Genomic DNA, 26,690 nt, shown 5'->3' on the forward strand with positions numbered 1-26,690 from the left:
CCTAAACACAATTTGGCGCCGGGGAAAACTTGCGGGCCGCCCGGCGAGAAGGTATCGCGGGCGACAGGGAAGCTGTCCGGCGGACAGCTTCGGAAACTTGTTTCAGCCCTTCGCCAGGAACGCAGCCAGCTGCTTTTTCGTGTCGGCCACCACCGCCGCCAGCCCATTGCCGGCCAGCCAGCCGCCGACCATCAGCAGCCCGTCAACGCCGGCGCAGACCTCCCGTACTTCGGCAACGCGCTGGCGGTGCCCGACGGCTGCAAAGGGCAGCGCCCCGGCCCAGCTCACCACGTCCCAGTCCACGAGTGCATCGCGCGTGACGGGCACGGTCAGGAGCGCTGACGCGTCCTGCAAAGCGGTGTCAAGAAGCTCTGTGTCCGATGCCGCTTCCGGCGTCGTTCCGGCGGCTGCCGCATCGGCTGGCACACCTTCACTGCGGCCATAGGAGAGCCGCAGCACGTGCCGGCCGTTTCCGGCTGCTTCCGCCACCCAGTCCCACTTGCCGGTGGCGTGGGTGAGGGCTTTCGCCCGGATGCCCGCCGTTTGCGGCGCCACCAGGATGCCGGTGCCACGCGGGCGGTTGTCCAGCGCGGGGAGATCGACAACAAGTGTCACAAGCTTGACCACAGGCCCCGGTCCGGGTTCGTGTCCCGCCAGGGACGGCACCGCTTCACGCAGGAGCCGCACCGCAGAGGGGCCGTCCAGGGCGACGACCAATACGGCGGCCGTATAGCTGTCCGCCCCTGCCGTCACGTTCCAGCCGGCCGCGGTCCGCGCCACCGACGTTGCCTCCGTCTTGAGCAGCAGCCGCACGCCGCGCGCACGGAGTTCCGCCACGAGTTCCGTGACGAGGGTGTGCATGCCGCCTTTTAAACCGGCGACGGCGGAGCCCGCCTTGGCGGGCTCCCTGGGTGTTGCCGTGGCTTGCGTTCCGGTCCCCTTGCGCTGCGCTGCGACGGCAGCGGCCAGCGACCCGTGCCGGGTGATGCCGGCCCTGAGGCCCGGGGCCACCATGTCGACGTCGAGCAGCCCGGGGTCGGCTGAATGCACGCCACCCACCACCGGTTCGACGAGCCGTTCCAGGACGCGCCGCCCCATCCGTGCCCGGACCAGCGAGGAGACGCTGGAAACCTTCGCTTTGGTCCCCACGGAGGCCGGCAGCAGCTTGTCCAGCGAGGCGCGCAGGGAACCGGCCAGGCCAAGCGAGCGGCGGACCTCCGGGTCCCACGGATTGGCCGGGATGCCCAGGACGCCCGTCTTGGGGAGTTCCCGGGGCCCGTCGGGCAGCTGCACCCAGGCGCCCCCGGGCCGCGGGGCAACGATATGGCTGCCCAGTCCCAGCTCGGCCGCCAGGTCTGCCACCGCAGTGGAACGGGTAGCGAAGGACTCGGCCCCGCTGTCCAGGGCCAGCCCGGCAACGTCGTGCCGGCCCACACAGCCTCCCCACGCGCCGGCGGCTTCGAGCACCGTGGTCTGGAGACCGGCCCGGGCGAGCTCACGGGCGGCCAGGAGCCCCGAGATGCCGCCGCCGATCACCAGTGCCCTGCGCCCGGCAAGGGAGGGACTGCCAGCAGCCACTGCCCTTACTCCGGGGAGATGGAGTGGATGAGTTCGACGACGCGCGTCAGGACATCCGGGTCAGTCTCCGGCGGCACGCCGTGGCCAAGGTTCAGTACGTGGCCGGGGGCCGCCGCGCCCGAGGCGATGACTTCGCGAACGTGCGCCTCGAGGACCTCCCACGGTGCTGACAGCAGGGCAGGATCGATGTTGCCCTGCAGCGGAACAGTGCCGCCAAGCCTGCGGTTGGCTTCCTCCAGCGGCAGGCGGTAGTCAACGCCCACCACGTCAACACCGACATCGCGCATGGCCACGAGAAGCTCGGAGGTGCCGGTACCGAAGTGGACCAGCGGCGCGCCGAGGTCACGGACGTGGTCCAGGGCGCGGGACGAGGCGGCCGCTACGAAGCGGGTGTAGTCGGCCAGTCCCAGGGAACCCGCCCACGAGTCAAAGAGCTGGCCGGCGGAAGCGCCTGCCTCCAGCTGGGCGCGCAGGAACAGCCCGGAGGCGTCCGCAGCCCAGTTGGCCAGCGCGGTCCACGTCTCAGGGTCGGCGTGCATCATGGTCCGCGGACCCAGGTGGTCGCGGGAGGGGCGGCCCTCCACCATGTATGCCGCCAGCGTGAAGGGCGCGCCGGCGAAGCCGATCAGCGGGGTCTTGCCGAGCTGCTCCACGGTCAGCCGGACAGCTTCCCGGATGGGCTCCAGCGATTCCTCGGTGAGGCGCGGCAGCGCTGCGACGTCGGCGGCGGTCCGCACCGGCTTGTCCAGGACCGGCCCCACGCCCGGAACGATGTCGACGCCGACGCCGGCCAGCTTGAGCGGAATAACAATGTCAGAGAAGAAGATGCCCGCGTCCACATCGTGCCGGCGCACCGGCTGCAGGGTGATTTCCGAGGCAAGTTCGGGCCGCAGGCAGGAGTCCAGCATGGCGACGCCCTCGCGGACCTTCAGGTACTCCGGCAGGGAACGCCCCGCCTGGCGCATGAACCACACCGGACGGCGGCCCGGCTTGCCGCCGCGGTAAGCCGTAATAAGAGGAGAGTCTGCAGTGCGTCCGTCGCGAAGCGGATGGCCTGCGTCGAGTCCGGTACCGGCGGGTGTTACAGCGCTAGAAGTCATGCCTTTGATTGTGCCCAAAATAGTCCCCAAAAGATAACGACAGCTTGTCATTCCGCGGCAGCCACTTCACCGGGTGGCAGGAATCACAGGCCTGGGAACGCCCCTATCCGTTTGAAGGGTTGTTCTACGCCGGTGCGAAAAAGCTATGATTGTCCTGCTGTGGTTCTTTTCTCATTGGTGGCTACACACGCCGACATCGACCTCGAAACCGTTGCTCAGTTGAGCAACGGTTCTTCTGGCATTGCCACGTCCGCCCTCGCCGGTTCCCCGGCGGTCAAGGGGGCAGTGGTCCTTGCCACCTGCAACCGCTATGAAATCTACGGCGAGGCGCCCCATGCCGACGACGTGGAAGCCGCACGCGCTGCCCTCGTCGGGCAAATCAGCGAAACCAGCGGCCTCAGCGAGCAGCTCGTGTCCCGTTCGTTCAGCACCCACACCGGGCCCGAGGTCACCAAGCACCTGTTTGCAGTGAGCTCCGGACTCGACTCCGCGGTGGTGGGCGAACGTGAGATCGCCGGGCAGGTACGCCGCGCCCTGATCACTGCCCAGCATGAGGGTACGGCCAGCGCCGGACTGGTCCGCCTGTTTCAGGCCGCTTCCAAGACCGCCAAGGACGTCGGCGCGCAGACTGCGCTCGGCTCGCGGGGCCTGTCCATCGTCTCCGTGGCCCTCGACCTCGCCACCGACCTCTCCGAGGACGCGGACTGGTCGAAGAAGAAGGTTGTGGTGTTCGGCACCGGAGCCTACGCCGGAGCCACCATGGCCCTCCTCCGTGAACGCGGCTGCCGCGACATCTCGGTATTCTCCTCGTCGGGCCGCGCGGCCACCTTCGTGGCGACCAGGGGCGGAACCGCCCTCGACGGCGACACCCTGAACGCTGCGGTGGCCGCGGCCGACGTCATGATCGGCTGCAGCGGCTCGGATACGCGGGTAGAGGCCGACGAACTCGCCCAGGTGCGTGCCGGGTCCGCTCAGCCGCTGATCGCCATCGACCTGGCGCTCACCCACGACTTTGACCCCGCCGTCGGGGAGCTCGACGGCGTGGAGCTGCTCACGCTGGAATCCGTGCGGCTCGCTGCGCCCCAGGAGCAGGCGGAGTCGCTCGCCCAGGCCAGCAGCATGGTGGCCGGCGCCGCCCAGGCGTTTGAGCAGGAGCGCGAGGCACGGTCCGTGGACTCGGCCATCGTTGCCCTGCGGCGCCACACCATGAACGTGCTGGACGCGGAAATGGAAAAGGTGCGCGCCCGGCACGGCTGCACCGCCGCCGCGGAAGAGGTTGAGTTCGCCCTGCGGCGCATGGTCAAGCAGCTGCTTCACGTACCCACCGTGCGGGCACGTGAGCTCGCGGCCAACGGCCAGCAGGACGATTACGTCGCAGCTTTGGAAACGCTGTACGGCATCACCGTGGAGCAGCCCGCTGCCGCATCCAAGACCGAATGCCCGGTCGACCACAGTGCTCTCGGAGTCGGAACGTCGGCTGCCGCGGCACAGGACGGTACCCGCCGCAATTCTGCCTAGCGGCTTATGTTCTGACAAACAGAGCTCCCCAAGCTTTCCATAGGCTCCCCGCGCAGCATGGATGTTGCCCGTGAACACCATATTGGGGAGCAATCATGAATTTTCCTTCACCGGCCACTGCCGTGCCGCCCCTGAGCCGCCGGCAATTCGGACTGCTCATGGGCGGCGGAGCCCTCCTGCTGGTGGGCGGCGGGACCTACGGCATTGTCTCCCGCAGCCGCCCAGGCAGCGGAAAGGGCCTGGACACGGCCTTCGGAACCCTCTCCCTGGTTGAAGCCGGCCGCCTCGCCAGGCTTGACGCTCAGGGCCGGCCTGCCGCGGCGCCGCTGGCCTCGGCAATATCACAGGTCACCAGCGGAGCAAGGACGGCCGCCGCAGCGGCCCAGCCCGCAATCCAGCGCGTCTCCAGCCGCCAGGGCACCGGAGCTGACGACCACCACGGCGACCCGCTTCTGGACTCAGGCTGGCCGCAGCCGGCAAACTTCACCTGGGCTGACGTCGTCGTGCTGGAAGTCGCGCTTACGAATACCAGCCCCGCGCCCGTCCTGTTCAGCCCCGGGCAGCTGCGCCTGAAGCTGCTGCCCTCCGGCATCACCATTGCGCCGCAGGACGCCGACCGCGGGCCGGGAACCATTGCCGCGGGCGCCACCGAGCAGGTCTGGATCAGCTACCTCGCCCCGCACGACTCCGTGGCCATGGAGGTGGAGTATACGGGGCTGGACGATGATGCCCGGTCCCTTGCCCTTCCGCTGCTGACGGTGGCGAAGGTATCCTCGTGAACCCATTGGACCTGGACGTCAATGACGGATACCCCCATACGCTGCAGGTTCCGGTCAGTAGACGGGCTTCTGGGGCTCCACGTCGCGCACCCAGGCGAGGATGCCGCCGTCGAGATGGCTGACTCGCCGGTAACCGGCCTTCCGGGCGGCGGCCAGCACGGCGGCCGAGCGCGTCCCGGCCTTGCAGTGGAACACGATGTCCTTGTCCTGCGGCAGCTCGCCCCAGGCCTCGCCGGAGAGGATGCGCCCCTGCGGGATCAGCACGGAGCCGTCAATCCGGACGATGTCGTACTCCCCCGACTCGCGCACGTCGACGAGGTCGAAATCCTTGAGCCCGGCCTGCCGGGAGGCCAGCATCGTGGCCAGCTGGGTTGCCGTCACGGTGTGTTCCGTGTCGGTCGTCTCCGCCGGGGTGATGCCGCAGAATGCCTCGTAGTCGGTCAGCTCGGTGATCCGCGGTGCGCTGGGATCCTTGGCCACCTTGATCTCGCGCCAGCTGCCGCCCAGGGCGTCGTACAGCGCCACCCGGCCCAGCAGGGAACGCCCGACGCCGGTAATCAGCTTGACGGCCTCCGTCACCATGAGCGAGCCGACTGCCGCGCACAGCATCCCGAACACGCCGCCCTCCCCGCACGAGGGCACCTCACCGGCCGGCGGCGCCTCCGGATAGAGGTCCCGGTAGGTGGGCCCGTGCTGCTCCCAGAAGACGCTGACCTGCCCGTCGAAGCGGAAGATCGATCCCCACACGTAGGGCTTGCCGAGGATGGCCGCGGCGTCGTTGACCAGGTAGCGGGTGGCGAAGTTGTCGGCGCCGTCCAGGATGAGGTCGTAGCCGGCGAACAGCTCCAGCGCGTTGGAGGCATCGAGCCTGGTGTTGTGAAGGCGGACGTCCACCAGCGGGTTCAGTTCCGCGATGGCATCCCGGGCGGACTCGATCTTGGGCCGGCCGACATCCCGCACACCGTGGATGATCTGCCGCTGCAGGTTGCTCAGGTCCACGGCGTCGTCGTCGATGATCCCAATGGTTCCCACGCCTGCGGCGGCGAGGTACAGCAGGGCCGGCGAGCCGAGGCCGCCCGCGCCGATGACCAGGACACGCGCGTTCTTCAGCCGCCGTTGGCCGAGGGCGCCGATCTCGGGAATGATGAGGTGCCGGGAATACCGCTCCACCTCTTCGGTGGAAAGCTCGGCCCCGGGATCGACAAGGGGACCGGGCAGCGCGCGGACTGTATTTGCGGTGGACGGAGAAGCCATACTTCAATGTATGCCTGAAGATACCGCGCGGTCATATTACCCCCGGGTAAAGTGAAGTTAACTGCAAAGGAAAGAAGGCCAACAGTGGTTCATCATGCACCGGTTGATCGAACTCAGGCCGCGCAATCCAATGCCGGCCCGGCCCGCGCGCCCGGCCAGCGCTCCGCCAGGCTGCCGCGCGATGAGCGCAGGGCCCAGCTCCTGGCCGCAGCCCAGGAAGTTTTTGTCGCCAACGGCTACCACGGCGCCGCGATGGACGAGATCGCCGAAACAGCCCACGTCAGCAAGCCTGTGCTCTACCAGCACTTCCCGTCCAAGAGGGAGCTGTACCTTGCCCTGCTGGACAGCCATCTCGAGGCACTGACCGAGCTCATGCTCGGGGCCATGAACTCCACCACGGACAACAAGGAACGCGTGAAGGCCGTCATGCGCGCCTACTTCCGCTTCATCGACAGCGACGACCAGGCCCACCGGCTCGTGTTCGAGTCCGACCTCATCAACGACGCCGACGTCAGTTCGCGGCTGGAAACCTTCAACAAAACCTTCGCGGAGGCCATTGCGCGGGTCATCGCCGAGGACACCAAGCTGCCGCTGCTCGAAGCGCAGCTTCTGGGACGGGGCCTGGCCGGCATGGCCCAGGTCAGCGCACGCTACTGGCTCGAAACCGACGGGAACCTCGACCTCGATGTGGCGAGCGACCTGATTTACCGTTTAGCTTGGCGCGGAATCTCTCGCTTCCCCAAAGAGACCTAGACTACAACTGAAACTACCTTTGAAATTTCAACCTTGACTGGCTGGGAGGCCCCGCTGTGGAAGTAAAGATCGGCATTCAGAACGTCGGCCGTGAAATTGTGCTGGAATCGGCTCAGGATGCTGATGCTGTGGCCAAGGTCGTGGCCGAAGCCATCGCCAAGGGCAGCGAGCTCCGCCTGAACGACGAGAAGGGCCGCCAGATCATCATCCCGGCCAATGTCCTGGGCTACGTCGAAATCGGTGCGGAGGAAGTGCGCCGGGTCGGCTTCGGCGCCCTGTAGGCCGAGCAGTGCTGTCCCTCGCGATCGTGGTCCTGGTGACTGCCGCGGCCGGCTTCATCGTCTGGGCCAACGACAGGCGCCACACCAAGTACGGCATCCTCCTGCCGGCCGGTACGGCCACGGCAGTGGGCATGCTCGCCTGGATCATCTGCATCTGGGCGGGGCTGGGCTACCAGCCCGGACTGACGTGGATACCGTGGGTCCTCCCGATGGTGGCCGGGACCGCTGCCGCCCTCGCCGTGGCCGTCTACCTGGGCCGTGCACGCGCCAGGCAGGACACCCAGCGGCTAACGGCAGCGCTGAAGATCTAGCTGTCCGCAGAACCGGCATGCTCTGCCTGGCCCGGGTCCGGCCCCTGGCCCTCCTCGGTGCACAGGCAGAGCCGGTTCCCCTGGGCATCAGTGACCACCACCCAGGCGGGTGCGTGGTCACTGTTCATTAAGGCACCGGTTGCGGCTGTCTTCTCCAGCGCGGATCCCGACTCGGCCTTCGGGCGGTGGATGTCCAGGTGCAGGCGGTTGTCGTTGGGTGTCCGGGTCTCCTGGAACCACACGCCGGGACCGCGCCCGTACGGGTCCACCAGGTCCCCGGACCGGCCCTTGCGGTACCCGAGTGCGACGCGCCAGACCTCGGAAATCTCCACCGCGTCCGCGGTGTCGATGCCGATGTCCACCGACCGGTGCAGGCCCGGCTGGGCTTCGGCACCGGCCGCCGCCGCGGCAGCGCTGACCGAGGCGGCCGCTCCGGTATCCCGCGCGGTGACCTCGCCCCCGACGTCGTGGGAGCTGAACCGGATGAACACCCGGTTGTAGCGCCAGTCGAGGTCCGGGTGGTGGTCCATCTCCTCTGCCACACGCCCGACGGCGGCAATCAGCTCAAGCGCGACGGCCGCCGTCGGCGCCTTGAAGACGGTGACCAGCCCGCCCAGCCGGTACCGCCAGTCCGGAAGGCCTGCGAGGGCCTCGTCGATCTGGGTTCGGGTGAGGATGTCGTCCCTGGCGGCCACGGCTGGCTCCTTGGAAGTGCCTGTTGAGCCGCCGCGCGCCGCGCAGGATTGGAGCGGCCGGGCTTAGAGGAACTCCGCCCGGCCCTCCATGGCCGACGACGCCAAGGCATGCTCACGGCGCGGGATCCGCCCGCCCGCACGCGCCAGCCTACCGGCGATGACGGCGTGTTTGAAGGCCTCGGCCATGACCGCGGGGTTCTGCGCCCGGGTGACGGCCGTGGCCAGCAGCACGGCGTCGCAGCCGAGCTCCATGGCCAGCGCGGCGTCCGAGGCCGTGCCGATCCCTGCATCCAGGACCACGGGGACTGATGCCCGGGACACGATCAGCTCGATGTTGTGGGGATTGAGGATGCCCAGGCCGGTGCCGATCGGCGCTCCCAGCGGCATGACCGCGGAGGCTCCCAGGTTTTCGAGCCGCAGCGCCAGCACGGGATCGTCGTTAGTATAGGCGAAGACCTTGAAGCCGCGGTTGACCAGCTGTTCCGTCGCGTCCACGAGCTCGACGGCATCCGGCAGCAGGGTGTGCTCGTCCGCGATGACCTCCAGCTTGACCCAGTCGGTCTCCAGCGCCTCACGGGCCAGCTCGGCCGTCATGACCGCGTCCCTGGCCGTGAAGCAGCCGGCGGTGTTGGGGAGGACGCGGATGTTGTGGTCCACCAGCAGCTGGAAGAGCGAGCCCGTTTCGGCAGGCGAATAGCGGCGCATCGCCACGGTGGTCAGCTGCGTTCCGGACGCCACCAGCGCTGAGCCGAGACCGTCCAGGCTCGGAGCCCCTCCGGTGCCCATGATGAGCCGTGAGCCCAGTTCCACCCCGTCAATGACCAGGCTGTCCGCTGTTTCAATCAGTGTTTCTGCCATCGTGCTCATCCTCCTTGGACTGCCGTGACGAGTTCGATCTCGTCGCCCTCGGCAAGGGCGGTGCTGTGCCACTGGCTGCGGGGCACCACGGCTGAGTTGCGGGCCACCGCAACGCCCAGCCGCTGGCCGTCGGCTGCCTGCCCGCTGGCGGACAGGCGCCGTCCCGTGACCTGGCTGACGAGTGTGGTGACCGAGGCGCCCTCGCCTACTTCCTGTTCAATACCGTTCAGAGTGATGTTCATGCTGATTCCTTGCTTGGGTCAAATGTGACGTGCGTCATGCGGGGGTGGCCGCTCCGGGGCGGTGCTGCCGCTCCGGGCGAATCGGAAAGTCCGGGGGAAAACCGTGCCGGCCGGAACGCGGCCCAGCGGGGGTCGGTGATGCCGTCCATGAGCTGCCGGCAGATCGCCGCAGCCGCCGGAGTCAGCAGCACGCCGTGGCGGAAGAAGCCGGTGGCGATGATGAGGCCCGCCACGTCCCCGCCCGCCTCGCCACTCGCGGATACGCCCGCCGGCACGCGGCCCAGCAGGGGCGCGTTGTCCGGTGTGCCGGGCCGTGCCCTGGCGGTGGCTTCGAGCAGCTCGAGTTCGGCAACTGCCGGCAGCAGGGCCTGCGCGTCACGCAGCAGCTGGTAGACGCCGCCGGCGCTGGTGCCCGGCACGCTGTCCTCGCGCTGGGTGGCACCGATCACCACCGTGCCGTCCTGCCGGGGCACGATGTAGACCGGAACCCCCCGGACGATGCCCCGCACGGTGGCGGTGAGGAGGGGCTGCAGGTGCGCGGGGACGCGGAGCCTGAGGATGTCCCCATAGACCGGGCGCAGCGGCAGCTGAAGGCGTTCCGGCAGGTTCTGCAGGTGAGCGGCGGCCAGGCCGTTGGCCACCACCGTCTCGGCGGCAAGCACGCTTCCGCCCCCCGCCAGCCGGACCCCCCGGACCCGCCCGCTGTCCCAGAGCAGGCCGGCGGCGTGTTCCCGCACCGCGAATCCGTCCTCGACTCCGGTCCCCTGGCCGGCAACCCCCCGGCCCGCAATCTCCTGGGCTGCAATCTCCTGGCCTGCAATCTCCTGGCCTGAGCCGGCCAGCTCCGCCGCCAGCGCCCTGACAAGATTGCGCGGATCCACCTGATGGTCCGCGGGGATGTCCAGGGCGCAGGAGATGCCAGGGCTGAGCAGCGGCTCCCGGGAGCGTGCCTCGCGGATGGTCAGCGGCTCCACGTCCAGGCCGTGGCTCCGCTGGACGTCCCGCAGGTCCATCAGTGCCCGGCGGTCGGCGGGGTCCGCACCCAGCGCAAGGGTCGGCGTCGTCAGGTAACCGGAGTCCCCGCCGGTGGTGAGCGCGGCGGCGAACCCCGGCCACCTGGCCGAGGACTCCAGCATCAGTTCCAGGAGCCCTTCCTCCTGGTAATGCAGTTCGCTGACCGGGGCGAGCATGCCGGCAGCGGCCCAGCTTGCGCCGCTGCCGGGGGCTTGGTCAATGAGCACTACGGAACGGCCGGAACGCCGCGCCTCCCAGGCGATACCGTGGCCAACCACGCCCCCGCCGATGACGGCAACGTCAGCCTCAATGACTGTGGCGGCATTATTTTCGCCGCCGGGTCCAGGGTTCATGATTTCCTTCCCTACGCCGGTACTAACCGGATCAGGTCAAGCGGTCGGCTCTGACGCCCTCTCAGCCCTGCGCCTTTTATGACATCGGCGACGGGCTCCCGCGGTACCTGCCCAGTTTAGAGGAACTAAGGTGGTTGCCATGACCCAGCACTCTGCCCACACCACGGCCCGCCTGTACCTCTGCACCGACGCCCGCAAGGACCGCGGGGACTTCGCGGACTTCGTGGACGCGGCGTTTGCCGGCGGCGTGGACATCATCCAGCTGCGGGACAAGAGCATCGAGGCCGCCGAAGAGCTCGAACTTCTCGAGGTCGTCCACGCCGCGGCCCGCAGGCACGGGCGGCTCTGGGCCGTGAACGACCGCGCCGACATCGCCTCCATCGCGGGTGCACCGGTGTTCCACATCGGCCAGAAGGACCTGCCGCTGCGCGCTGCCCGGAAACTGCTGCACGATGCAACGGTGATCGGGCTCTCCACGCACAGCACGGAGCAGGTGGATGCCGCCATCGCCGCCGCGCACGGGCGCAGCGGCCTGGACTACTTCTGCGTGGGCCCGCTGTGGGCCACCCCCACCAAACCCGGGCGCGCCGCCGTCGGACTCGACCTGGTGACGTACGCGGCGCAGGCTGTCCGCACGGCGAACGAGGAACGGGTGGGAGGCCTGCTGCTGCCCTGGTTCGCGATCGGCGGGATCGACCGCACCAACGTGGAGCAGGTCCTGGCGGCCGGAGCCAGCAGGATCGTCGTCGTCCGCGCGATCACGGAGGCGCCGGACCCGGCAGCCGCCGCGGCCGAACTGCTCGACGCCCTCGACGCAACGTCCCCGGCTGCTGTCGTTTAGCGACCGGCAGGCTACCCGCTCAGGCCCAGCTGCACCATCCGCCGGGAATGGTTTTCCGCGACCTCGGCGGTGATGCCGCGGACCAGTTCCCGTGCGGTGGCCTCCGTGGCGCCGGGTTCCGCTTCGACGAACATCTCGCCCAGGAAGGCATGTTCGTGGCCGACCCGCTGGGCCTGGGTGATCGCCTCGCCCAGGAGGCGGCGGCCCCACAGCGCCAGTCTCGACGCGAGCCGGGGGTCATCGGCCAGCGCGCCCTTGAGCCGCTCACGGAGCACTGCCGTGGCCTCTTCGGAGGACTGGATCTGCCGGATCACGTCCCGGGTTCCGGCGTCCACGAACCGCGCCACGGCCTGGTAGAAATCGGCGGACACGGTGTCCACCACGTACGCCTTCATCAGGGATTCGTACCAGTCCGCCGGGCGGGTCCGTTCATGGAAGTGGTCCACGGCCGACTGGAACGGCAGCATCGCGTGTTCGACGTCAACGCCCATCTCTGCCAGCTTGGCGCTCACCAGCTCGTAATGCTGGAATTCGATGACGGCGATCCTGCCCAGGACGGCACGGTCGTGCAGCGTCGGCGAGTAACGGGCGTCGGAGGAGAGCCGTTCGAACGCGGACAGTTCACCGTACGCCATCACACCGAACAGGTCTGCGACGAAGCGGTCGTAGCGAGCGGTGCCAGCCGAGGATGTGCCCATAATCCAAGACTAACGGCGCAATTCGGGCTAACCTGATTTTCGTGTCACATCATCGGCTGTCGCCCAGCGTCCACGAGCAGACCAACGCGCTCGCGGATGCCCTGAGCGCGCTGCGGACGGAACTGGAGCTTCCCGGGGAATTCCCGGAAGAGGTGCTTAAGGAGGCCGAAGCCGCCGTCGCCAGCCGGGACTTCCCCGACCTGGACCTGACCGGGGTGGACTTCCTGACGATCGATCCGCCGTCGTCCACGGACCTTGACCAGGCGCTCTTCATTGAGCGGCTCGGCGGCGGTTACCGGATCCTTTACGCCATCGCCGATGTTCCGTCCTTCGTGCAGCCGGGCGGCGCGCTCGACGCCGAGACCCGCCGCCGCGGGCAGACGTTCTACGCCCCGGACGGCAGGATTCCGCTGCACCCGGAGGTCATCAGCGAGAACGCCGGCAGCCTGCTGGCGGGGCAGCTGTGCTCCGCCTTCGTCTGGGAGTTTGAACTCGACGCCACAGCCGAGGTGGTGTCCGCGCTGGTCCGCCGCGCTGCCGTGCGCAGCCGTGCCAAGCTGGACTACAAGGGGGTCCAGGCCGACCTCGATGCCGGCACTGCACCGCCCATGCTGCAGCTGCTGCGCGAAGTGGGCCGCAAGCGTGTCGACCTGGAGCGGGCCCGCGGGGGTGCCAGCCTGAACATGCCGGAGCAGGAGATCGTCCAGCTTCCCGACGGCGGCTACCGGATCGTGGCGGTCCCGCAGCTTCCGGTGGAGGACTGGAACGCCCAGATTTCGCTCATGACCGGGATGGCTGCAGCTTCCCTCATGCTCGACGGCAAGGTGGGGATCCTGCGCACCATGCCGGCCCCGGATGAACGCTCGCTCAGCCACTTCAAGCGGCAGACAGCTGCGCTGGGCAAGCCGTGGGACGGCCAGGAAAGCTACGGCGAGTACCTGCGCACCCTCGACCCCACCGACCACCGGCAGCTGGCCATCCTCCACTCGGCCGGCATGCTGTTCCGTGGCGCCACTTACACCCCTTTCGACGGAACAGTTCCGGAGGACGCCGTGCAGTCCGCCATCGGCACGGCGTACGCCCACACCACCGCGCCGCTGCGCCGCCTGGTGGACCGGTTTGTGCTGGTCATCTGTGACGCGCTGAGCAACAACCGGCCGGTGCCGGCCTGGGCCCGCGAGGCACTGCCCTCGCTGCCTGAAATCATGGCGTACTCCGACCAGCTGGCGGCACGGATGGAACGCCTTGCCCTGGACACCGTGGAAGCCGCGCTGCTGATCAACCACATCGGGCAGGAGTTCGATGCCGTGGTGATCTCCGGGTCGAAGCCGGCCAAAAACGGCAACGGCAGCGGCAACGGCAACGGGAACGGCGGCTCCGCAGGGAACGGCAATGGCAAGGGGACCAACGGATCCTCCCCCTCGGGAGTGGTGCAGATCGCCGAACCGGCCGTGACGGCCCGGTGTGAAGGGGAAATGGAGCCGGGCACCAAAGTCCGCGTCCGGCTCATCTCCTCGGACATCACCACCCGCGAAATCCGCCTCGAGCTCGTCGACTGACCCGGTGTGGACGGCAGCGGCTTGCGGCAGCTGCAGGCAGCTGCCGCCGTGCGAGTCAAGGAATGCACGGGTTTGCCAGTAGACTGGGTGGGTAGTAATGGATGCCCGGTCGTTGATTTCCTTGATTTGAAATTCAACAAGCCCGCCCCTACGCGATCTTGAGTTCCACCCGCCGGTCCCCAGTGCCGGCATAGATAGCCCGCGATCGGCTTCCACTGGAATTGCTTGCGCGCCTGAGCGTGCTCCGGAACGGCCCCGCGGCCAGCCCCGTTGAGCAGGCGGCGCCAATGCCTAAATGAATAAGGAAACTCCCCTGTGAGTGAATTGCATACCCACCAGCTGCTCTCCGACGACACCGGCACCGAGACCATCGAGCCGGAAGAGACCATCATCTCGGACGAGAAGCCGCACGAAATAGCCGAAAAGTCGTTCACCGACTTCGATGTCCGCGCCGACATCGTCGAATCCCTGGCGGACGCCGGCATCACGCACCCCTTCCCGATCCAGGCCATGACGCTGCCCGTGGCGCTGACCGGGCACGACATCATCGGCCAGGCCAAGACCGGCACCGGCAAGACTCTCGGCTTCGGCATCCCGGTCCTGCAGCGCGTGGTGGGCCGGGACGACGCCGGGTACGACAAGCTCCCCTCCCCCGGCGCACCGCAGGCGATGGTGATCGTTCCCACCCGCGAACTTGCCGTCCAGGTGGCCAACGACCTGCAGACCGCCTCCCGCAAGCGCAACGTGCGGATCGCCACGATTTACGGCGGCCGTGCCTATGAGCCGCAGATCGAGGCACTGCAGAAGGGCGTGGAGGTTGTCGTCGGCACGCCGGGCCGCCTCATCGACCTCTTTAAGCAGCGCCACCTGGTCCTTAAGAACGTGAAGATCGTCGTTCTGGACGAGGCCGACGAGATGCTGGACCTCGGCTTCCTGCCCGACGTCGAGACGCTCATCGCCGGCACGCCCGCCGTCCGCCAGACCCTGCTGTTCTCGGCCACCATGCCCGGCCCCGTCATCGCCATGGCCCGCCGCTACATGACGCAGCCCACGCACATCCGCGCCGCCGACCCCAACGACGAGGGGCTCACCAAGCGCGATATCCGCCAGCTGATCTACCGCGCCCACAGCCTGGACAAGACCGAGGTGGTCTCCCGGATCCTGCAGGCCCGCGAACGTGGCCGCACCATCATCTTCACCAAGACCAAGCGGACCGCCGCGAAGGTGGCCGAGGAACTGGTGGACCGCGGTTTTGCCGCTGCCGCCATCCACGGCGACCTTGGGCAGGGGGCCCGCGAGCAGGCCCTGCGCGCTTTCCGCAACAACAAGGTGGACGTCCTGGTGGCCACCGACGTCGCCGCCCGCGGCATCGACGTCGATGACGTCACGCACGTCATCAACTACCAGTGCGTCGAAGACGAGAAGATCTACCTGCACCGCGTGGGCCGCACCGGCCGCGCCGGCAACAAGGGCACGGCCGTGACGTTCGTCGACTGGGACGACATGCCACGCTGGGGCCTGGTGAACAAGGCACTCGGCCTGAACGTGCCCGAGCCCGTCGAAACCTACTCCTCCTCGCCGCACCTGTACACCGACCTGGACATTCCGGAAGGCACCAAGGGCCGGCTCCCGCGCAGCAAGCGCACCCTTGCCGGCGTCGACGCCGAGGTGCTGGAGGACCTGGGCGAGACGGGCAAGAAGAACAGCCGTTCCGGGAAGCGTGAGTCCGGCCGTTCCGGCGGCAGGGACGGCGGCCGCCGCAGCGGCGACGCCGGCAAGCGCTCAGGCGAGCGCCGTCGTCGTTCTTCAGAGTCCCGTTCTTCAGAATCCCGGGCCGCAGAGGCCGGCGCGGATGCCGGAACAGGTGCCGCCACGGCGACGGTCGACGGCGAGCAGCCCGCACGCCCGCGCCGCAACCGCACGCGCACGCGCCGGCGCAACGGCGAAGTGGTCTCCGGCGGCGAATCCGCAGCCACCGGCGCGCAGCCCGGCACCGAGGCCCCATAGCCTCAATGACTGAAACTGTCTGGGCGCCGGACGGCAGCAACCTGGTGGTGCACGCGGATAACGCGGACTTCCTCCCCACGCTGCCGGACGGCGCCTTCACACTGATCTACGTGGACCCGCCCTTCAACACGGGGCGGGCCCAGCAGCGCCAGGAAACGAAGATGGTGCTCAACGCCGACGGCGATGGCGACCGGGTGGGTTTCAAGGGCCGCTCCTACGACACGATCAAGGGCGCCCTGCACCGGTACGACGACGCCTTCAGCGACTACTGGTCCTTCCTCGAGCCGCGCCTGGTGGAGGCGTGGCGGCTCCTTGCTGACGACGGCACCTTGTACCTGCACCTTGACTACCGCGAGGTGCACTACGCGAAGGTGATGCTGGACGCGATCTTTGGCCGGGCATGCTTCCTCAACGAGATCATCTGGGCCTACGACTATGGGGCGCGCGCCAAAAACCGCTGGCCCACCAAGCACGACAACATCCTCGTCTACGTCAAGAACCCGGCGAAATACCACTTCAACAGCGCCGAGGTGGACCGGGAGCCCTACATGGCCCCGGGGCTCGTGACTCCGGCCAAGCGTGAGCTCGGCAAGCTGCCCACGGACGTCTGGTGGCACACCATCGTCTCCCCCACGGGCAAGGAAAAGACCGGCTACCCCACCCAGAAGCCCGAGGGCCTGGTCCGCCGCGTGGTGGCAGCTTCCAGCCGTCCGGGCGACTGGTGCCTGGATTTCTTCGCCGGTTCCGGCACGCTCGGCGCCGTCGCGGCCAAGATGGGCCGCAGGTTCGTCTGCGTGGACCAGAACCAGCCGGCCATCGACGTCATGGCCAAGCGGCTCGGGGCGCACGCCGAGATCGTCTCCCGCCCGCCCAACTAGCTCGCAGTTGATGTCGTTTTGACGCCCCAAAACGACAACTAATGCCAGTCAGTTGGGATTAACGCACGACGGCAGTGCCCGAGCCCAGCTCCTCGATCCGCTCGAATACGTCCGGCGCGGTCAGGTTCTCGCCCAGGCGGTTCGGCTTGCCGAGGCCGTGATAGTCGGAGGATCCCGTCACCAGGAGCCCGTGCTCGGCGGCCAGCTTCCGCAGGAATTCCCGGCCCTCCTCAGGGTTGTCGCGGTGGTTGACCTCAAGCCCGGCCAGCCCGGCGTCGATCATGTCATGGTACGTGCCCACCTCCACCACCCGCCCGCGCGCGGACGCCCGCGGGTGCGCGAAAACGGGAACGCCGCCGGCGTCGCACACCAGTTCGACGGCGAGCGCGGGCTCGGGTGCGTAGTGCGGCACGTAATAGCGCGAGTGGGATGTAAGGATCGAGGCGAAGGCCTCGGAACGGTCTGCCACCACACCGGCCGCCACCAGGGCGTCGGCGATGTGCGGCCGTCCCAGCGTGGCCCCCGGCGCCACGTGGTGGATGACGTCGTCCCAGGTCAGGGGGTAGTCCTCTGCCAGCAGCGTGACCATGCGTTCGGCCCGGGTGAGGCGGGCGTCCCGCGCCTTGGTGATTTCTTCGAGCAGACCGGGGTGCGTGGGGTCGTGCAGGTAGCTCAGGAGGTGGACACTTATCCCGCGGTCCGTCCGGCAGGAGATCTCCATGCCGGGCACCAGCGCCACCCCGTTGTCCACCGCGGCCCGGGACGCTTCAGCCCAGCCGTCGGTGGAGTCGTGGTCCGTCAGCGCGATAACGTTCAGTCCTGCCGCCGCGGCGGCTGCCATGACCTCGGCCGGTGTCTCCGTGCCGTCGGAAACGTTCGAGTGCGTGTGCAGATCTATCCTCACCCGCCCAGCCTAGTAGATGGCGCGCGTGGACGGGTGAGACTATGGGACGGTGAACCATGCAGACAACACCCACAACGGTGAAAACACAGCTTCCCAGCCACTGGAAGAGCGCGTCAACAACCGCTCCCAGCGGCCCACTTCCGCGGCTTTCAAGGCCTTCATGGCCAGCAACTGGGCGCCTGCGCAGCAGGTGACCCCTGAACGGGACGCCGTCGCCGGCCACGCCGCGAGGAGGCGCCGGGCCATCTCCGACCAGTTCAAGGGTGAACGTCTGGTGGTCCCGGCAGGGCCCCTGAAGGTCCGGTCCAACGACTGCGACTACCGTTTCCGGCCGCACTCCGGCTTCGCCCACCTCACCGGCCTCGGGCTGGACCATGAGCCCGACGCAGTGCTCATCTTCGAACCTGTTGAGGCAGGAAAGGGCGACGACGGCGGCAGCCACCGCGCCACGCTCTACTTCCGGCCGCTGGCCGGACGGGACACCGAACAGTTCTACGCCGACGCGCGGTCGGGCGAATTCTGGATCGGCGCACGCCCCACGCTCGCGGAGTTTGAGGCCCGGCTCGGAATCCCCACCGCCCACATCGACGAACTCGAGGTGGCCGTCACCAAGAATGTGGGCGCCCCCGAAATCGGCGGCATCTCCATCCGCCTGGTGCGCAAGGTGGACGAAAACATCGACGCGCTCGTGGACACCGCCCGCTACAACACCGCCAAGGACCCGGACAACCTGGACCTTGGCGTGCTGGACGCCCTCGACGAGAAACTGTCCGAAGCCCTCTCCGAACTGCGCCTGACCAAGGACGAGTGGGAAATCGAGCAGATGCGCACTGCGGTGGCCGCCACCGTGGAAGGCTTCACCGAGGTGGTCAAGGCACTGCCCCGTGCCCTGACGCACGTCCGCGGCGAACGCGTGGTGGAGGGCGCCTTCTTCGCCCGTGCCCGCGAGGCAGGCAACGAACTCGGCTACGACACCATTGCCGCCTCCGGAAACAACGCCACCGTGCTGCACTGGACCCGGAACACCGGCAAGGTCAATGCCGGGGAGCTCCTCCTGCTGGACGCCGGCGTTGAGGCCGATTCGCTCTACACTGCGGACATCACGCGCACGCTCCCGGCCACCGGCAAGTTCTCCGACATCCAGCGCAAGATCTACGAGGCCGTCCTGGATGCGGCCGACGCCGGCTTCGCGGCCGCGCAGATCGGCGTGAAGTTCCGCGACGTGCACACCGCCGCAACTACGGTGCTCGCGGAGCGGCTTGCGGAGTGGGGCCTCCTTCCGGTCTCCATCGAGGAGGCCCTCAGCGAGGACGGCCAGCAGCACCGGCGCTGGATGCCGCACGGCACCAGCCACCACCTGGGCCTCGACGTCCATGACTGCGCACAGGCCAAGCGGGAACTTTACCTGGACGGCGTGCTGCGGGAGGGCATGGTCTTCACCATCGAGCCGGGCCTGTACTTCAAGCAGGAGGACCTCGCCATTCCCGAGGAGTACCGCGGCATTGGCGTGCGGATCGAGGACGACATCCTGATGACCGCCGAAGGCCCGGTGAACCTCAGCGCGGCGCTGCCCCGCACGGCAGACGACGTCGAAGCCTGGATGGCCGGCATCTACCAGGAGATCGACGCCAAGGCGTAGTGCCTGGCTAAACCACGGCAAAAAGGGCGGCCGCCGGATGATCCGGTGGCCGCCCTCTTAGGTCTCTGGCTACTAATGTCTCTGGCTACTGCTGGTGTCCGTCCCGGCCCTGGTCGGCCTGGTTCGGGTCCACCCGCACGCCGTACTGGGGCCGGCCGTCGGGCAGGTCCGGGTAGCGCACGGACGACGCCGGACGCTGGCCGGGTGCCGCGGTACCCTCCGCGGGCTGGTCCTGCTGGTTGGCACCGTGCTGCTGGCCGGAACCATAGGGCTGCTCGGCAGCGTACGGCTGGTTTGCGGCGTATGGCTGACCCTGTTCCCCGGCATCATGTTGCTGGCCTGCGCCGTGGTGCTGGTTGGGGTCCTGCTGCTGCCCGTGGTGCTGGTCCGCACCGTATTGCTGGTCCGCACCGTGTTGCTGGCCGGTGCCGTACTGCTGGCCTGTGCCGTACTGCTGATTCGCGTCCTGGCCGCGCTGGCCGTAAGGGTCGTTCCAGCCGGCGGGCCGTTGCGGCGCGTGGCCCTGGGACGGGCCCTGCGGCGTGCCCTGGTGCCGGCCATGCTGCTGGTACGGCTGGTTCTGGTAGTCGTGCTGGCTATAAGGCGCCTGATGGGTACCTGCCGTGGCGTCGGACGGCGTCATGGGGAGCTGCTGCAGCAGCCGGCGCGCCTCGTGCGCCGCCTCGAAGGCCACGATGACGTCGTAGTTGGTGGCAACCACCTGGCTGGTGGACGTGAAGTCGCGCTTGCCGCGCTGCATGGCGTAGGTGACGATCCCGAACAGCATGAAGAACGCCGCGCCCATCAGCACCGAACTGATGATGGAGAACGTTCCGCCGGCCGGCGTAAAGAAGGACAGCATGACGCCGACGAACAGGCCGAACCACATGCCGCTCAGGGCGCCGGAAAGCGCCACCCGCGGATAGCTGAGGCGGCCCGTCACGCGCTCCACCATCTTGAGGTCGTTCCCCACGATGGACACCAGGTGCACCGGGAACTGCTGGTCGGCGAGGTAGTCCACGGCCTTCTGGGCGTCCAGGTAGGAGGTATACGAGCCGACGGTGTCCCCGGTGGGGACCGTCTTCGATTCGTCCGTGCCGTTGGGTCCTGCCTTGGGAGCACCAAAAATATTCGCCATGTCTTCATTCTTGCTTATCAGGATGGGTGCGAGCTGAAAATTCAGCTAAAAGAGAGCAGACTCGGTAGCCTGTAGAGGTGAGCACGAATCCTACCCGCGTCTTTGTTGCGCGCCTCCTGGGACTGGACGTCTTCGACCCTTTGGGCGACCGTCTGGGGCGGCTGCGGGACGTCGTCGTGCTCTCCCGCGGAACCCGGGGCGCCCCGCACGTGGTGGGCATCGTCGTCGAAGTTCCCGGCAAGAAACGCGTGTTCGTCCCCATGACCCGCATCACCTCCATTGACCAGACCCAGATCATCTGCACCGGCCTGGTCAACCTCCGGCGCTTCGAGCAGCGCGGCGCGGAGACCCTGGTGGTGGCGGAAATGTTCGACCGCAGGGTCACCCTCACCGACGGCAGCGGCGACGCCACCATCGAGGACATCGCCATGGACCAGCACCGCTCAGGCGACTGGTTCGTGAGCAAGCTGTTTGTCCGGCGCGGGCATTCCCTCGCGCCGCTGAGCCGGCTGCGCCGCAACGAGACCATGATCATCGACTGGGCCGACGCGCACCAGGGGGCGAAGACCGAACCCCAGGCCGCCACCCAGTTCGTGGCCAACCACGAGGACCTCAAGCCCGCGGACTTCGCCGAGGCGCTGCAGGAAATGAGCGACAAGCGGCGCTTCGAGGTCGCCAGCGAACTGCAGGACGAGCGGCTCGCCGACGTCCTGCAGGAACTGCCCGAGGACGACCAGGTGGAAATCCTCTCCGCCCTCGATGTCCAGCGCGCCGCCGACGTCCTTGAGGAAATGGACCCTGACGATGCCGCGGACCTCCTCGGGGAGCTGCCGTCCGCCCAGGCGGAGGAACTCCTGCAGCTGATGGAACCCGAGGGCGCCGAGGACGTGCGGCGCCTCCTCGAGTACGACGAGGACACAGCCGGCGGCCTCATGACCCCCGTTCCCGTTATCCTGCCGCCCGAAGCCACGGTGGCCGAGGCCCTCGCCCACGTCCGGCGCGAGGAACTCTCCCCCGCCCTCGCCTCATCCATCTTCATTGCCCGGCCGCCGCTGGAAACCCCCACCGGCCGGTTCCTCGGCGTGGTGCACATCCAGCAGCTGCTGCGCTTCCCGCCCTTCGAGTCGCTGGGCAACCTCGTGGACAAGAACCTCGAGCCGCTCTCGGACCTGGCGCACATCAGCGAGGTGGCCCGCACTCTCGCCACGTACAACCTGAACTCGCTGCCGGTGGTCAACCAGGCCGGCCGGCTGGTGGGCGCCGTGACGGTGGATGACGTCCTGGACCACCTGCTGCCCGATGACTGGCGGGCGAACGACGGCGAAGCCCCGGTCAGGAAGCTTGGTGGCCGCATTGGCTGAGAACACGGCAAAGGGAACACGCCAGGGCGGAAAGCCGGCGACCCAGGGCAGCCTGGATACCCCGCTGAGCGGCCGCCAGCGCATCCTTCCGAAGCTCTCGCCGAACCCTGACGCGTTCGGCCATGCGACCGAGGGCTTTGCCCGCTTCATGGGCACGCCGCAGTTCCTGCTCTACATGACCGTGTTCTGTGCGTTCTGGCTGGCTTGGAACACGTTTGCGCCCACGCAGTGGCAGTTCGACAAGGTCGAACTCGGGTTCACACTCCTGACCCTCATGCTGTCCCTGCAGGCCTCCTACGCCGCGCCGCTGCTGCTGCTCGCACAGAACCGCCAGGACGACCGCGACCGCGTGTCGCTGCAGCAGGACAGGCAGCGGGCCGAGCGCAACCTGTCCGACACCGAGTACCTCACCCGGGAACTCGCCTCGCTGCGGATCGCACTGCGTGAAGTGGCCACCCGCGACTACGTCCGGGCGGAACTGCGCAGCCTGCTCGAAGACCTGCTGGAAGCCCAGGAGGAGCTCCGCACGCATGAGCCCACCGGGCCCGGAAGCCATGAATCGCCGCGCGAACTGGTCCGGGAAAAGCTGAAGGAGAAGCGGGAACGGCAACGCAATCCCCGCACCCAGCAGATCCCAAAGGTCAAGTCCGAAAAAACGCGGCAGGGCCGGGCGGCCCACCGACCCACCACTCCCGAAAGCTGAGCACCACGGCATGAGCACCACCCTCCTCCAGGCAGTCAATGCTGCCCTGGAAACCGTCATCGATCCTGAGCTGCGGCGCCCCATCACCGAACTGGGCATGGTTGATTCAGTGGAAATCGCCGATGACGGGACCGTCCGCCTGGCAGTGCTGCTCACCATCGCCGGCTGCCCCCTGCGCGACACCATCACCAGGGACTCCGAGGCGGCGCTGCTGGGCGTTCCCGGTGTAACCGGCGTCGAGGTCGACCTGAAGGTCATGACGCAGGCGCAGCGCGACGCGCTGAAGGAGCAACTGCGCGGCCCGGGCGGCAAGCGCGGCATCCCGTTTAATGAGCCGGGATCCCTCACCAAGGTCTTTGCAGTGGCCAGCGGCAAGGGCGGGGTGGGAAAGTCCTCGGTGACCGTCAACCTCGCCTGTTCCCTCGCGGCACAGGGGCTGCGCGTGGGCATCGTGGACGCGGACGTGTACGGTTTCTCGGTGCCGGCGCTGATGGGGATCACCCAGGCCCCCACGCGCGTTGACGACATGATCCTGCCGCCGGTGGCTTACGGGGTGAAGGTCATTTCCATCGGCATGTTCGTCACCGGCAACCAGCCCGTTGCCTGGCGCGGGCCCATGCTGCACCGCGCGCTGGAGCAGTTCCTCACCGACGTTTACTTCGGCGACCTCGACGCCCTGTTCCTGGACCTCCCGCCGGGCACCGGGGACATTGCCATCTCGGTGGCGCAGCTGCTGCCCAAGGCCGAGATCCTGGTGGTCACCACTCCCCAGGCCGCCGCGGCCGACGTCGCGGAGCGTGCCGGCGCCATCGCCACCCAGACCGGGCAGACGGTGGCCGGGGTCATCGAGAACATGTCCTTCCTGGAAATGCCCGACGGCGGCCGGATGGACCTGTTTGGCACCGGCGGCGGGGAGGTGCTCGCCGAGAGGCTCAGCGCCTCGACCGGCACCGATGTGCCGCTGCTGGGCCAGATTCCGCTGGACATCCTCCTCCGGGAAGGCGGCGACTCAGGAACGCCGATCGTCCTGGGCGGCCCGGAAACGCCCGCCGCGGCGGCTCTGTCCGGCATCGCCGGGAAACTCGCGGCCAGGCCGCGCGGCCTGGCCGGGATGAAGCTGGACGTCCAGCCCCGCTAATTGAGCCTGGGTTAAGTGGCCTCGGAATCGAACGGGGCTGCCTCACCGTAGGGCAGCTGCTCGATGATGCGTGCCGGCCGTTCCTCGGAGTGGGAAGCGGTGGCGGACGCCGCTGCTGCCACCGCCGCCGGGCCGCCGGCGCTGACCGGCTTGGTGTCGTCCTCAAGGAGCGCTTCCTTGATGATGCGCCGCGGATCGTACTGGCGGGGATCGTACTTCTTCCAGTCGACCTCATCGATGTCGATGCCGACTTCTTCCTTGATCTGCTCCCGGGCGCCGGAGGCCATCCGCCGCACTTCGCGGACCAGGTTTGCCAGCTTCTGGGTGTATTCGGGCAGCCTTTGGGGGCCGATCACCAGGATGCCGATGAGCAGCAGAAGAATAAACTCCGGGCCGTTGATTCCAAACACTTTAGGAAGATTACCCTTTCCGGGGAGGCAGTGACGATTCCGACCCGGCCAGCACCCCGGCGGGGCGTGCTGCCGGGGCAGGGAGCCGTCTCAAAGCCCCAATGTGCGGGCAATTTTGCGCAGGCCGCGCTCCACCCGGTCCACGGCGCTTTCCTGCGCCGGCTGCCCGTCGGCGCCGGTGCCCGAGACCGCTTCCGTCCCCGCTGACAGGCCCGGACCCGCAGCGGCGCCGGGAGCCGCGAGCATCGCCACGGCATCATCAGCCGCGGTGGCGGGCAGGTCCGACACGTAGGTGAAGGTGCTCCGCGGGGTCTGGTAGATCGCGCTCCATGGAGTCCCCGCCTTGACCCAGACCCGGCCGCCCGCCGTCGTTCCCGGCATGTCAGCGGCAACGTACCCGTCGCTTCCCGCCGGGTGGCCTGTCAGGGGGTTTACCGGCCAGGGAGCCACCGGTGCTCCCTGGTGCTGCTCCAGGATCCGTGCCGTGTGCTGCCCGTCCGTGAGGCGCAGTTCAACCGTGGGCTGGCCGGCCAGGACCGTGGTGCTGGCGGAAACCAGGCGGAAGCCCATGGCCCGCAGCTCCGGGCAGGTCCAGCCCGAGGAACGCAGTGCGGCAAGGCGGCTGTCTGTTCCGTCCGGACTGGTGCCGGTCGTATAGCCGGACTGGCCGTAGAGCGAGGCGGTGCCGCCTGCGTACTGCCGGGGTTCACCGGCAACCGTGTAGGCTCCGGCCGCCACCGCGCCTGCCGCCACCACGGCAACCCCGCCTGCAAGCCCTGCCAGCCGCATCCGGCTCGGCCGGGACACGGGGACGGGCGCCATGGCCAGTTGCTGGGTGCGCAGCAGCAGCCGCGCTGTCAGTTCGTCACTGGCCGCCGGGACGGCGGCCGTGCGGAGCCGTTCGATGTACTGGCGCTGCCGGTGCAGGGCGCTGGTGCATTCGGCGCACGCACGGATATGGTCCGTTGTCTGCGGGTGCCGTCCGCCCGCAAGCAGCGGGATCCCTGCCTTCTTCCTGAGCCCCTCCAGCAAGCGATGTAGCTGATGCATGTCGCCGATCAGAGAACGCCGGCGATGCGGGGCATCTTCAGCCGCGGCTTGCGCGCCTGCTGCGGGCGCGGGTCCCGGTGGGCGAGCTTTTCACGGAGCATCGTGCGGCCCCGGTGGATGCGTGACCGCACCGTGCCCAGCTTCACGCCAAGGGCCTCGGCGACTTCGTCGTACGACAGCCCCTCGAGGTCGCAGAGGACGACGGCGGCACGGAAGTCCGGCGGAAGTTCCTCGAGGGCGGCCTGCACGTCCAGGTCCAGGTTGTTCAGTTCGAAGCTCTGCTCCGGGCCGGGTTCCCGCCCGGGCAGCCGTGATTCGGCGTCCTCCGCCAGCGCGTCAAAGCGGATCCGGCTCTTGCGCCGGGCCTGGTCCAGGAAGAGGTTGGTGGTGATCCGGTGCAGCCAGCCGTCCAGGGTTCCGGGCTTGAAGTTCTCCAGGGAACGGAAGACGCGGACAAACACCTCCTGGGTGAGGTCCTCGGCGTCATACTTGTTGCCGGTGAGCCGGTAAGCGAGCCGGTACACCTTTGCGGAGTGGTTGGTGACCACTTCTTCCCACGTGGGCACAGCCCACTCGGCGGCTTGCTGTTCAGTTGCAGGGACAGGTGCCGCAACGGATGCTGACATCGTCCACTCCCCTCGTGGATGTAATAACGCCTGACGTGCTTTACATCATTGGTTCGGCGCCGATCACCACTTGGATGAGCGGATTATTATCATGTCAAAGTTGGCTGGGAATTTCCTGACCGCGGAGCCCCGCTTTGCTGAAAGCGCAACACCAGGCGCCGGAATTCCCTCCCTGCATTCAAAAAAATTACCTCCCCGTCCCCGGGGCGGGCCGACAGTATCCGCCATCACAGGCACCCCCGCTGTCACTTGCCGCTTGGGCGCCGCCCAACCAAGTACGCTGTAAGGACATTCCCCCTGCCGCCCAGAAAGCGAAACCCATGAGCGCCGACAAGTCCACGAGCTGGTCCTATGCAGAAGATCTGCCTGCCGAGGATGAGGTCCTGTTGCGCGCCCGGGAACGTTCGTTTGAGCTGGGCGTCACGCCTATCGGCCGTGGCGTGGGCGCCGTGCTGACTGTGCTGGCGGCGGCTTCGAAGGCGCAGACCGCCGTCGAGATCGGCACCGGCGCCGGCGTTTCGGGCGTCTGCCTGCTCCGCGGCCTCGGCCCGCAGGCCGTGCTCACCACCATTGACGTGGACGTGGAGCACCTGAAGGCGGCGCGGGAGGCGTTCCAGGAGGCCGGGAGTCCGGCGAACCGCACCAGGACCATCTCCGGCCGTGCCGGCGATGTCCTGCCGAGGCTCACCGATGCGGCCTACGACCTCGTTTTCATCGACGGGGACAAGCCCAACTTTCCGCGTTACGTGGAGCAGGCCGTGCGACTGCTCAAGAGAGGCGGCCTGCTGATCGTCAATGACGCGCTGGACAAGGACCGCGTGTCCAATCCCGCGGCGCGGGATGCCACCACCGTTGTGCTGCGCCAGGTGGGCAAGGCCGTGCGCGACGACGACCGGCTGGCGTCCGCCATGCTCCCCACCGGGGACGGGCTGCTGGTGGCCGTCAAGAAGTAGGCCGCACCGGAAAGGCTTAAGAAAAAGGCAGGGCCCGCAGCCTTCCGGC

General features: G+C 68.1%; 27 protein-coding genes and 1 riboswitch. Of the genes, 14 read left to right on the forward strand and 13 right to left on the reverse strand.

The window, feature by feature from the left end:
- Positions 1 to 102 precede the first annotated feature (102 nt).
- Both hemG and hemE read right to left on the reverse strand, forming a co-directional pair.
- Entirely contained in the window at positions 103 to 1,578 is a 1,476-nt protein-coding gene (gene hemG / locus ACFUTU_RS10880) for a protoporphyrinogen oxidase (protein WP_377964053.1), read from the reverse strand.
- 5 nt (positions 1,579 to 1,583) lie between these two features.
- Positions 1,584 to 2,678, reverse strand: coding sequence for a uroporphyrinogen decarboxylase (gene hemE / locus ACFUTU_RS10885; RefSeq protein ID WP_377964055.1), 1,095 nt, complete (start codon positions 2,676 to 2,678; stop codon positions 1,584 to 1,586).
- A 159-nt stretch (positions 2,679 to 2,837) separates the two neighbouring features.
- Between hemE and ACFUTU_RS10890 the strand changes: the two genes are divergently transcribed.
- Both ACFUTU_RS10890 and ACFUTU_RS10895 read left to right on the forward strand, forming a co-directional pair.
- Positions 2,838 to 4,196, forward strand: a complete 1,359-nt coding sequence (locus ACFUTU_RS10890; RefSeq protein ID WP_377964057.1) for a glutamyl-tRNA reductase — start codon at positions 2,838 to 2,840, stop codon at positions 4,194 to 4,196.
- A gap of 95 nt (positions 4,197 to 4,291) precedes the next feature.
- Complete coding sequence (locus ACFUTU_RS10895) at positions 4,292 to 4,975, forward strand: hypothetical protein (RefSeq protein WP_377964059.1); 684 nt, start codon at positions 4,292 to 4,294, stop codon at positions 4,973 to 4,975.
- 54 nt (positions 4,976 to 5,029) lie between these two features.
- On the opposite strand, the gene moeB is transcribed toward ACFUTU_RS10895, so the two are convergent.
- The gene (gene moeB / locus ACFUTU_RS10900) at positions 5,030 to 6,229 is read right to left on the reverse strand and encodes a molybdopterin-synthase adenylyltransferase MoeB (protein WP_377964061.1); all 1,200 of its coding nucleotides are present in this window, start codon (positions 6,227 to 6,229) and stop codon (positions 5,030 to 5,032) included.
- A gap of 84 nt (positions 6,230 to 6,313) precedes the next feature.
- Between moeB and ACFUTU_RS10905 the strand changes: the two genes are divergently transcribed.
- The 3 genes from ACFUTU_RS10905 to ACFUTU_RS10915 are packed head-to-tail and all read left to right on the forward strand — an operon-like array spanning position 6,314 to position 7,574.
- The gene (locus ACFUTU_RS10905; RefSeq protein WP_377964063.1) at positions 6,314 to 6,982 is read left to right on the forward strand and encodes a TetR/AcrR family transcriptional regulator; all 669 of its coding nucleotides are present in this window, start codon (positions 6,314 to 6,316) and stop codon (positions 6,980 to 6,982) included.
- A gap of 56 nt (positions 6,983 to 7,038) precedes the next feature.
- A complete protein-coding gene (locus ACFUTU_RS10910) occupies positions 7,039 to 7,263 on the forward strand; it encodes a DUF3107 domain-containing protein (protein WP_003805104.1) in 225 nt (74 codons plus the stop codon).
- An 8-nt stretch (positions 7,264 to 7,271) separates the two neighbouring features.
- Positions 7,272 to 7,574: a hypothetical protein gene (locus ACFUTU_RS10915; protein WP_377964065.1), complete on the forward strand. Its 303-nt coding sequence runs from the start codon at positions 7,272 to 7,274 to the stop codon at positions 7,572 to 7,574.
- Here ACFUTU_RS10915 and ACFUTU_RS10920 read toward each other — a convergent pair.
- The 4 genes from ACFUTU_RS10920 to ACFUTU_RS10935 all read right to left on the reverse strand — a co-directional run bounded on the left by ACFUTU_RS10920 (position 7,571) and on the right by ACFUTU_RS10935 (position 10,736).
- Positions 7,571 to 8,269: a 4a-hydroxytetrahydrobiopterin dehydratase gene (locus tag ACFUTU_RS10920; protein WP_377964067.1), complete on the reverse strand. Its 699-nt coding sequence runs from the start codon at positions 8,267 to 8,269 to the stop codon at positions 7,571 to 7,573. The genes ACFUTU_RS10915 and ACFUTU_RS10920 overlap by 4 nt on opposite strands.
- A gap of 63 nt (positions 8,270 to 8,332) precedes the next feature.
- On the reverse strand, positions 8,333 to 9,127 hold the full coding sequence (locus ACFUTU_RS10925) for a thiazole synthase (RefSeq protein ID WP_377964069.1): 795 nt from the start codon (positions 9,125 to 9,127) through the stop codon (positions 8,333 to 8,335).
- A 5-nt stretch (positions 9,128 to 9,132) separates the two neighbouring features.
- A complete protein-coding gene (thiS, locus tag ACFUTU_RS10930) occupies positions 9,133 to 9,369 on the reverse strand; it encodes a sulfur carrier protein ThiS (RefSeq protein WP_076801567.1) in 237 nt (78 codons plus the stop codon).
- Positions 9,366 to 10,736, reverse strand: coding sequence for an FAD-dependent oxidoreductase (locus ACFUTU_RS10935; protein ID WP_377964071.1), 1,371 nt, complete (start codon positions 10,734 to 10,736; stop codon positions 9,366 to 9,368). Before ACFUTU_RS10935 ends, thiS begins: the two co-directional genes overlap by 4 nt.
- Positions 10,727 to 10,848, reverse strand: a riboswitch (TPP riboswitch). It overlaps the preceding gene by 10 nt.
- A gap of 27 nt (positions 10,849 to 10,875) precedes the next feature.
- On the opposite strand from ACFUTU_RS10935, the gene thiE reads away from it, so the two are divergent.
- Positions 10,876 to 11,577, forward strand: coding sequence for a thiamine phosphate synthase (gene thiE / locus ACFUTU_RS10940; RefSeq protein ID WP_377964073.1), 702 nt, complete (start codon positions 10,876 to 10,878; stop codon positions 11,575 to 11,577).
- Positions 11,578 to 11,588: 11 nt separating this feature from the next.
- On the opposite strand, the gene ACFUTU_RS10945 is transcribed toward thiE, so the two are convergent.
- Positions 11,589 to 12,275, reverse strand: coding sequence for a ferritin-like fold-containing protein (locus ACFUTU_RS10945; RefSeq protein WP_377964075.1), 687 nt, complete (start codon positions 12,273 to 12,275; stop codon positions 11,589 to 11,591).
- Positions 12,276 to 12,316: 41 nt separating this feature from the next.
- Between ACFUTU_RS10945 and ACFUTU_RS10950 the strand changes: the two genes are divergently transcribed.
- From ACFUTU_RS10950 to ACFUTU_RS10960, 3 genes are all read left to right on the forward strand, one after another.
- Positions 12,317 to 13,834 (forward strand): RNB domain-containing ribonuclease, encoded by a 1,518-nt coding sequence (locus tag ACFUTU_RS10950; protein WP_377964077.1) that lies wholly within the window; start codon positions 12,317 to 12,319, stop codon positions 13,832 to 13,834.
- A 315-nt stretch (positions 13,835 to 14,149) separates the two neighbouring features.
- Positions 14,150 to 15,841 (forward strand): DEAD/DEAH box helicase, encoded by a 1,692-nt coding sequence (locus ACFUTU_RS10955; protein ID WP_377964079.1) that lies wholly within the window; start codon positions 14,150 to 14,152, stop codon positions 15,839 to 15,841.
- 5 nt (positions 15,842 to 15,846) lie between these two features.
- The gene (locus tag ACFUTU_RS10960; RefSeq protein ID WP_377964081.1) at positions 15,847 to 16,719 is read left to right on the forward strand and encodes a DNA-methyltransferase; all 873 of its coding nucleotides are present in this window, start codon (positions 15,847 to 15,849) and stop codon (positions 16,717 to 16,719) included.
- A gap of 58 nt (positions 16,720 to 16,777) precedes the next feature.
- Here ACFUTU_RS10960 and ACFUTU_RS10965 read toward each other — a convergent pair whose 3' ends face one another.
- Positions 16,778 to 17,623 (reverse strand): PHP domain-containing protein, encoded by an 846-nt coding sequence (locus ACFUTU_RS10965; RefSeq protein WP_377964083.1) that lies wholly within the window; start codon positions 17,621 to 17,623, stop codon positions 16,778 to 16,780.
- Between the two features lie 49 nt (positions 17,624 to 17,672).
- Here ACFUTU_RS10965 and ACFUTU_RS10970 point away from each other — a divergent pair, with 49 nt between their 5' ends.
- On the forward strand, positions 17,673 to 19,262 hold the full coding sequence (locus ACFUTU_RS10970) for an aminopeptidase P family protein (RefSeq protein WP_377964085.1): 1,590 nt from the start codon (positions 17,673 to 17,675) through the stop codon (positions 19,260 to 19,262).
- Positions 19,263 to 19,347: 85 nt separating this feature from the next.
- On the opposite strand, the gene ACFUTU_RS10975 is transcribed toward ACFUTU_RS10970, so the two are convergent.
- Positions 19,348 to 20,400 (reverse strand): general stress protein, encoded by a 1,053-nt coding sequence (locus tag ACFUTU_RS10975; RefSeq protein ID WP_377964087.1) that lies wholly within the window; start codon positions 20,398 to 20,400, stop codon positions 19,348 to 19,350.
- Positions 20,401 to 20,477: 77 nt separating this feature from the next.
- On the opposite strand from ACFUTU_RS10975, the gene ACFUTU_RS10980 reads away from it, so the two are divergent.
- The 3 genes from ACFUTU_RS10980 to ACFUTU_RS10990 are packed head-to-tail and all read left to right on the forward strand — an operon-like array spanning position 20,478 to position 23,602.
- Positions 20,478 to 21,761, forward strand: coding sequence for a magnesium transporter MgtE N-terminal domain-containing protein (locus tag ACFUTU_RS10980; protein ID WP_307104086.1), 1,284 nt, complete (start codon positions 20,478 to 20,480; stop codon positions 21,759 to 21,761).
- The gene (locus tag ACFUTU_RS10985; protein ID WP_377964089.1) at positions 21,742 to 22,464 is read left to right on the forward strand and encodes a DUF1003 domain-containing protein; all 723 of its coding nucleotides are present in this window, start codon (positions 21,742 to 21,744) and stop codon (positions 22,462 to 22,464) included. Before ACFUTU_RS10980 ends, ACFUTU_RS10985 begins: the two co-directional genes overlap by 20 nt.
- 10 nt (positions 22,465 to 22,474) lie before the next feature.
- Positions 22,475 to 23,602, forward strand: coding sequence for an Mrp/NBP35 family ATP-binding protein (locus ACFUTU_RS10990; RefSeq protein ID WP_377964091.1), 1,128 nt, complete (start codon positions 22,475 to 22,477; stop codon positions 23,600 to 23,602).
- Between the two features lie 11 nt (positions 23,603 to 23,613).
- Here ACFUTU_RS10990 and ACFUTU_RS10995 read toward each other — a convergent pair whose 3' ends face one another.
- The 3 genes from ACFUTU_RS10995 to sigE all read right to left on the reverse strand — a co-directional run bounded on the left by ACFUTU_RS10995 (position 23,614) and on the right by sigE (position 25,688).
- Complete coding sequence (locus ACFUTU_RS10995) at positions 23,614 to 24,012, reverse strand: twin-arginine translocase TatA/TatE family subunit (protein WP_377964093.1); 399 nt, start codon at positions 24,010 to 24,012, stop codon at positions 23,614 to 23,616.
- A 90-nt stretch (positions 24,013 to 24,102) separates the two neighbouring features.
- Positions 24,103 to 25,062, reverse strand: coding sequence for an anti-sigma factor (locus ACFUTU_RS11000; protein ID WP_377964095.1), 960 nt, complete (start codon positions 25,060 to 25,062; stop codon positions 24,103 to 24,105).
- 8 nt (positions 25,063 to 25,070) lie between these two features.
- A complete protein-coding gene (gene sigE / locus ACFUTU_RS11005) occupies positions 25,071 to 25,688 on the reverse strand; it encodes an RNA polymerase sigma factor SigE (protein ID WP_377964097.1) in 618 nt (205 codons plus the stop codon).
- A gap of 320 nt (positions 25,689 to 26,008) precedes the next feature.
- Here sigE and ACFUTU_RS11010 point away from each other — a divergent pair, with 320 nt between their 5' ends.
- Positions 26,009 to 26,641, forward strand: a complete 633-nt coding sequence (locus ACFUTU_RS11010; RefSeq protein WP_377964099.1) for an O-methyltransferase — start codon at positions 26,009 to 26,011, stop codon at positions 26,639 to 26,641.
- Positions 26,642 to 26,690 lie beyond the last annotated feature (49 nt).

The sequence above is a fragment of the Arthrobacter sp. NPDC057388 genome (assembly GCF_042668165.1).
In the GTDB taxonomy this organism is placed as follows: Bacteria; Actinomycetota; Actinomycetes; order Actinomycetales; family Micrococcaceae; genus Arthrobacter.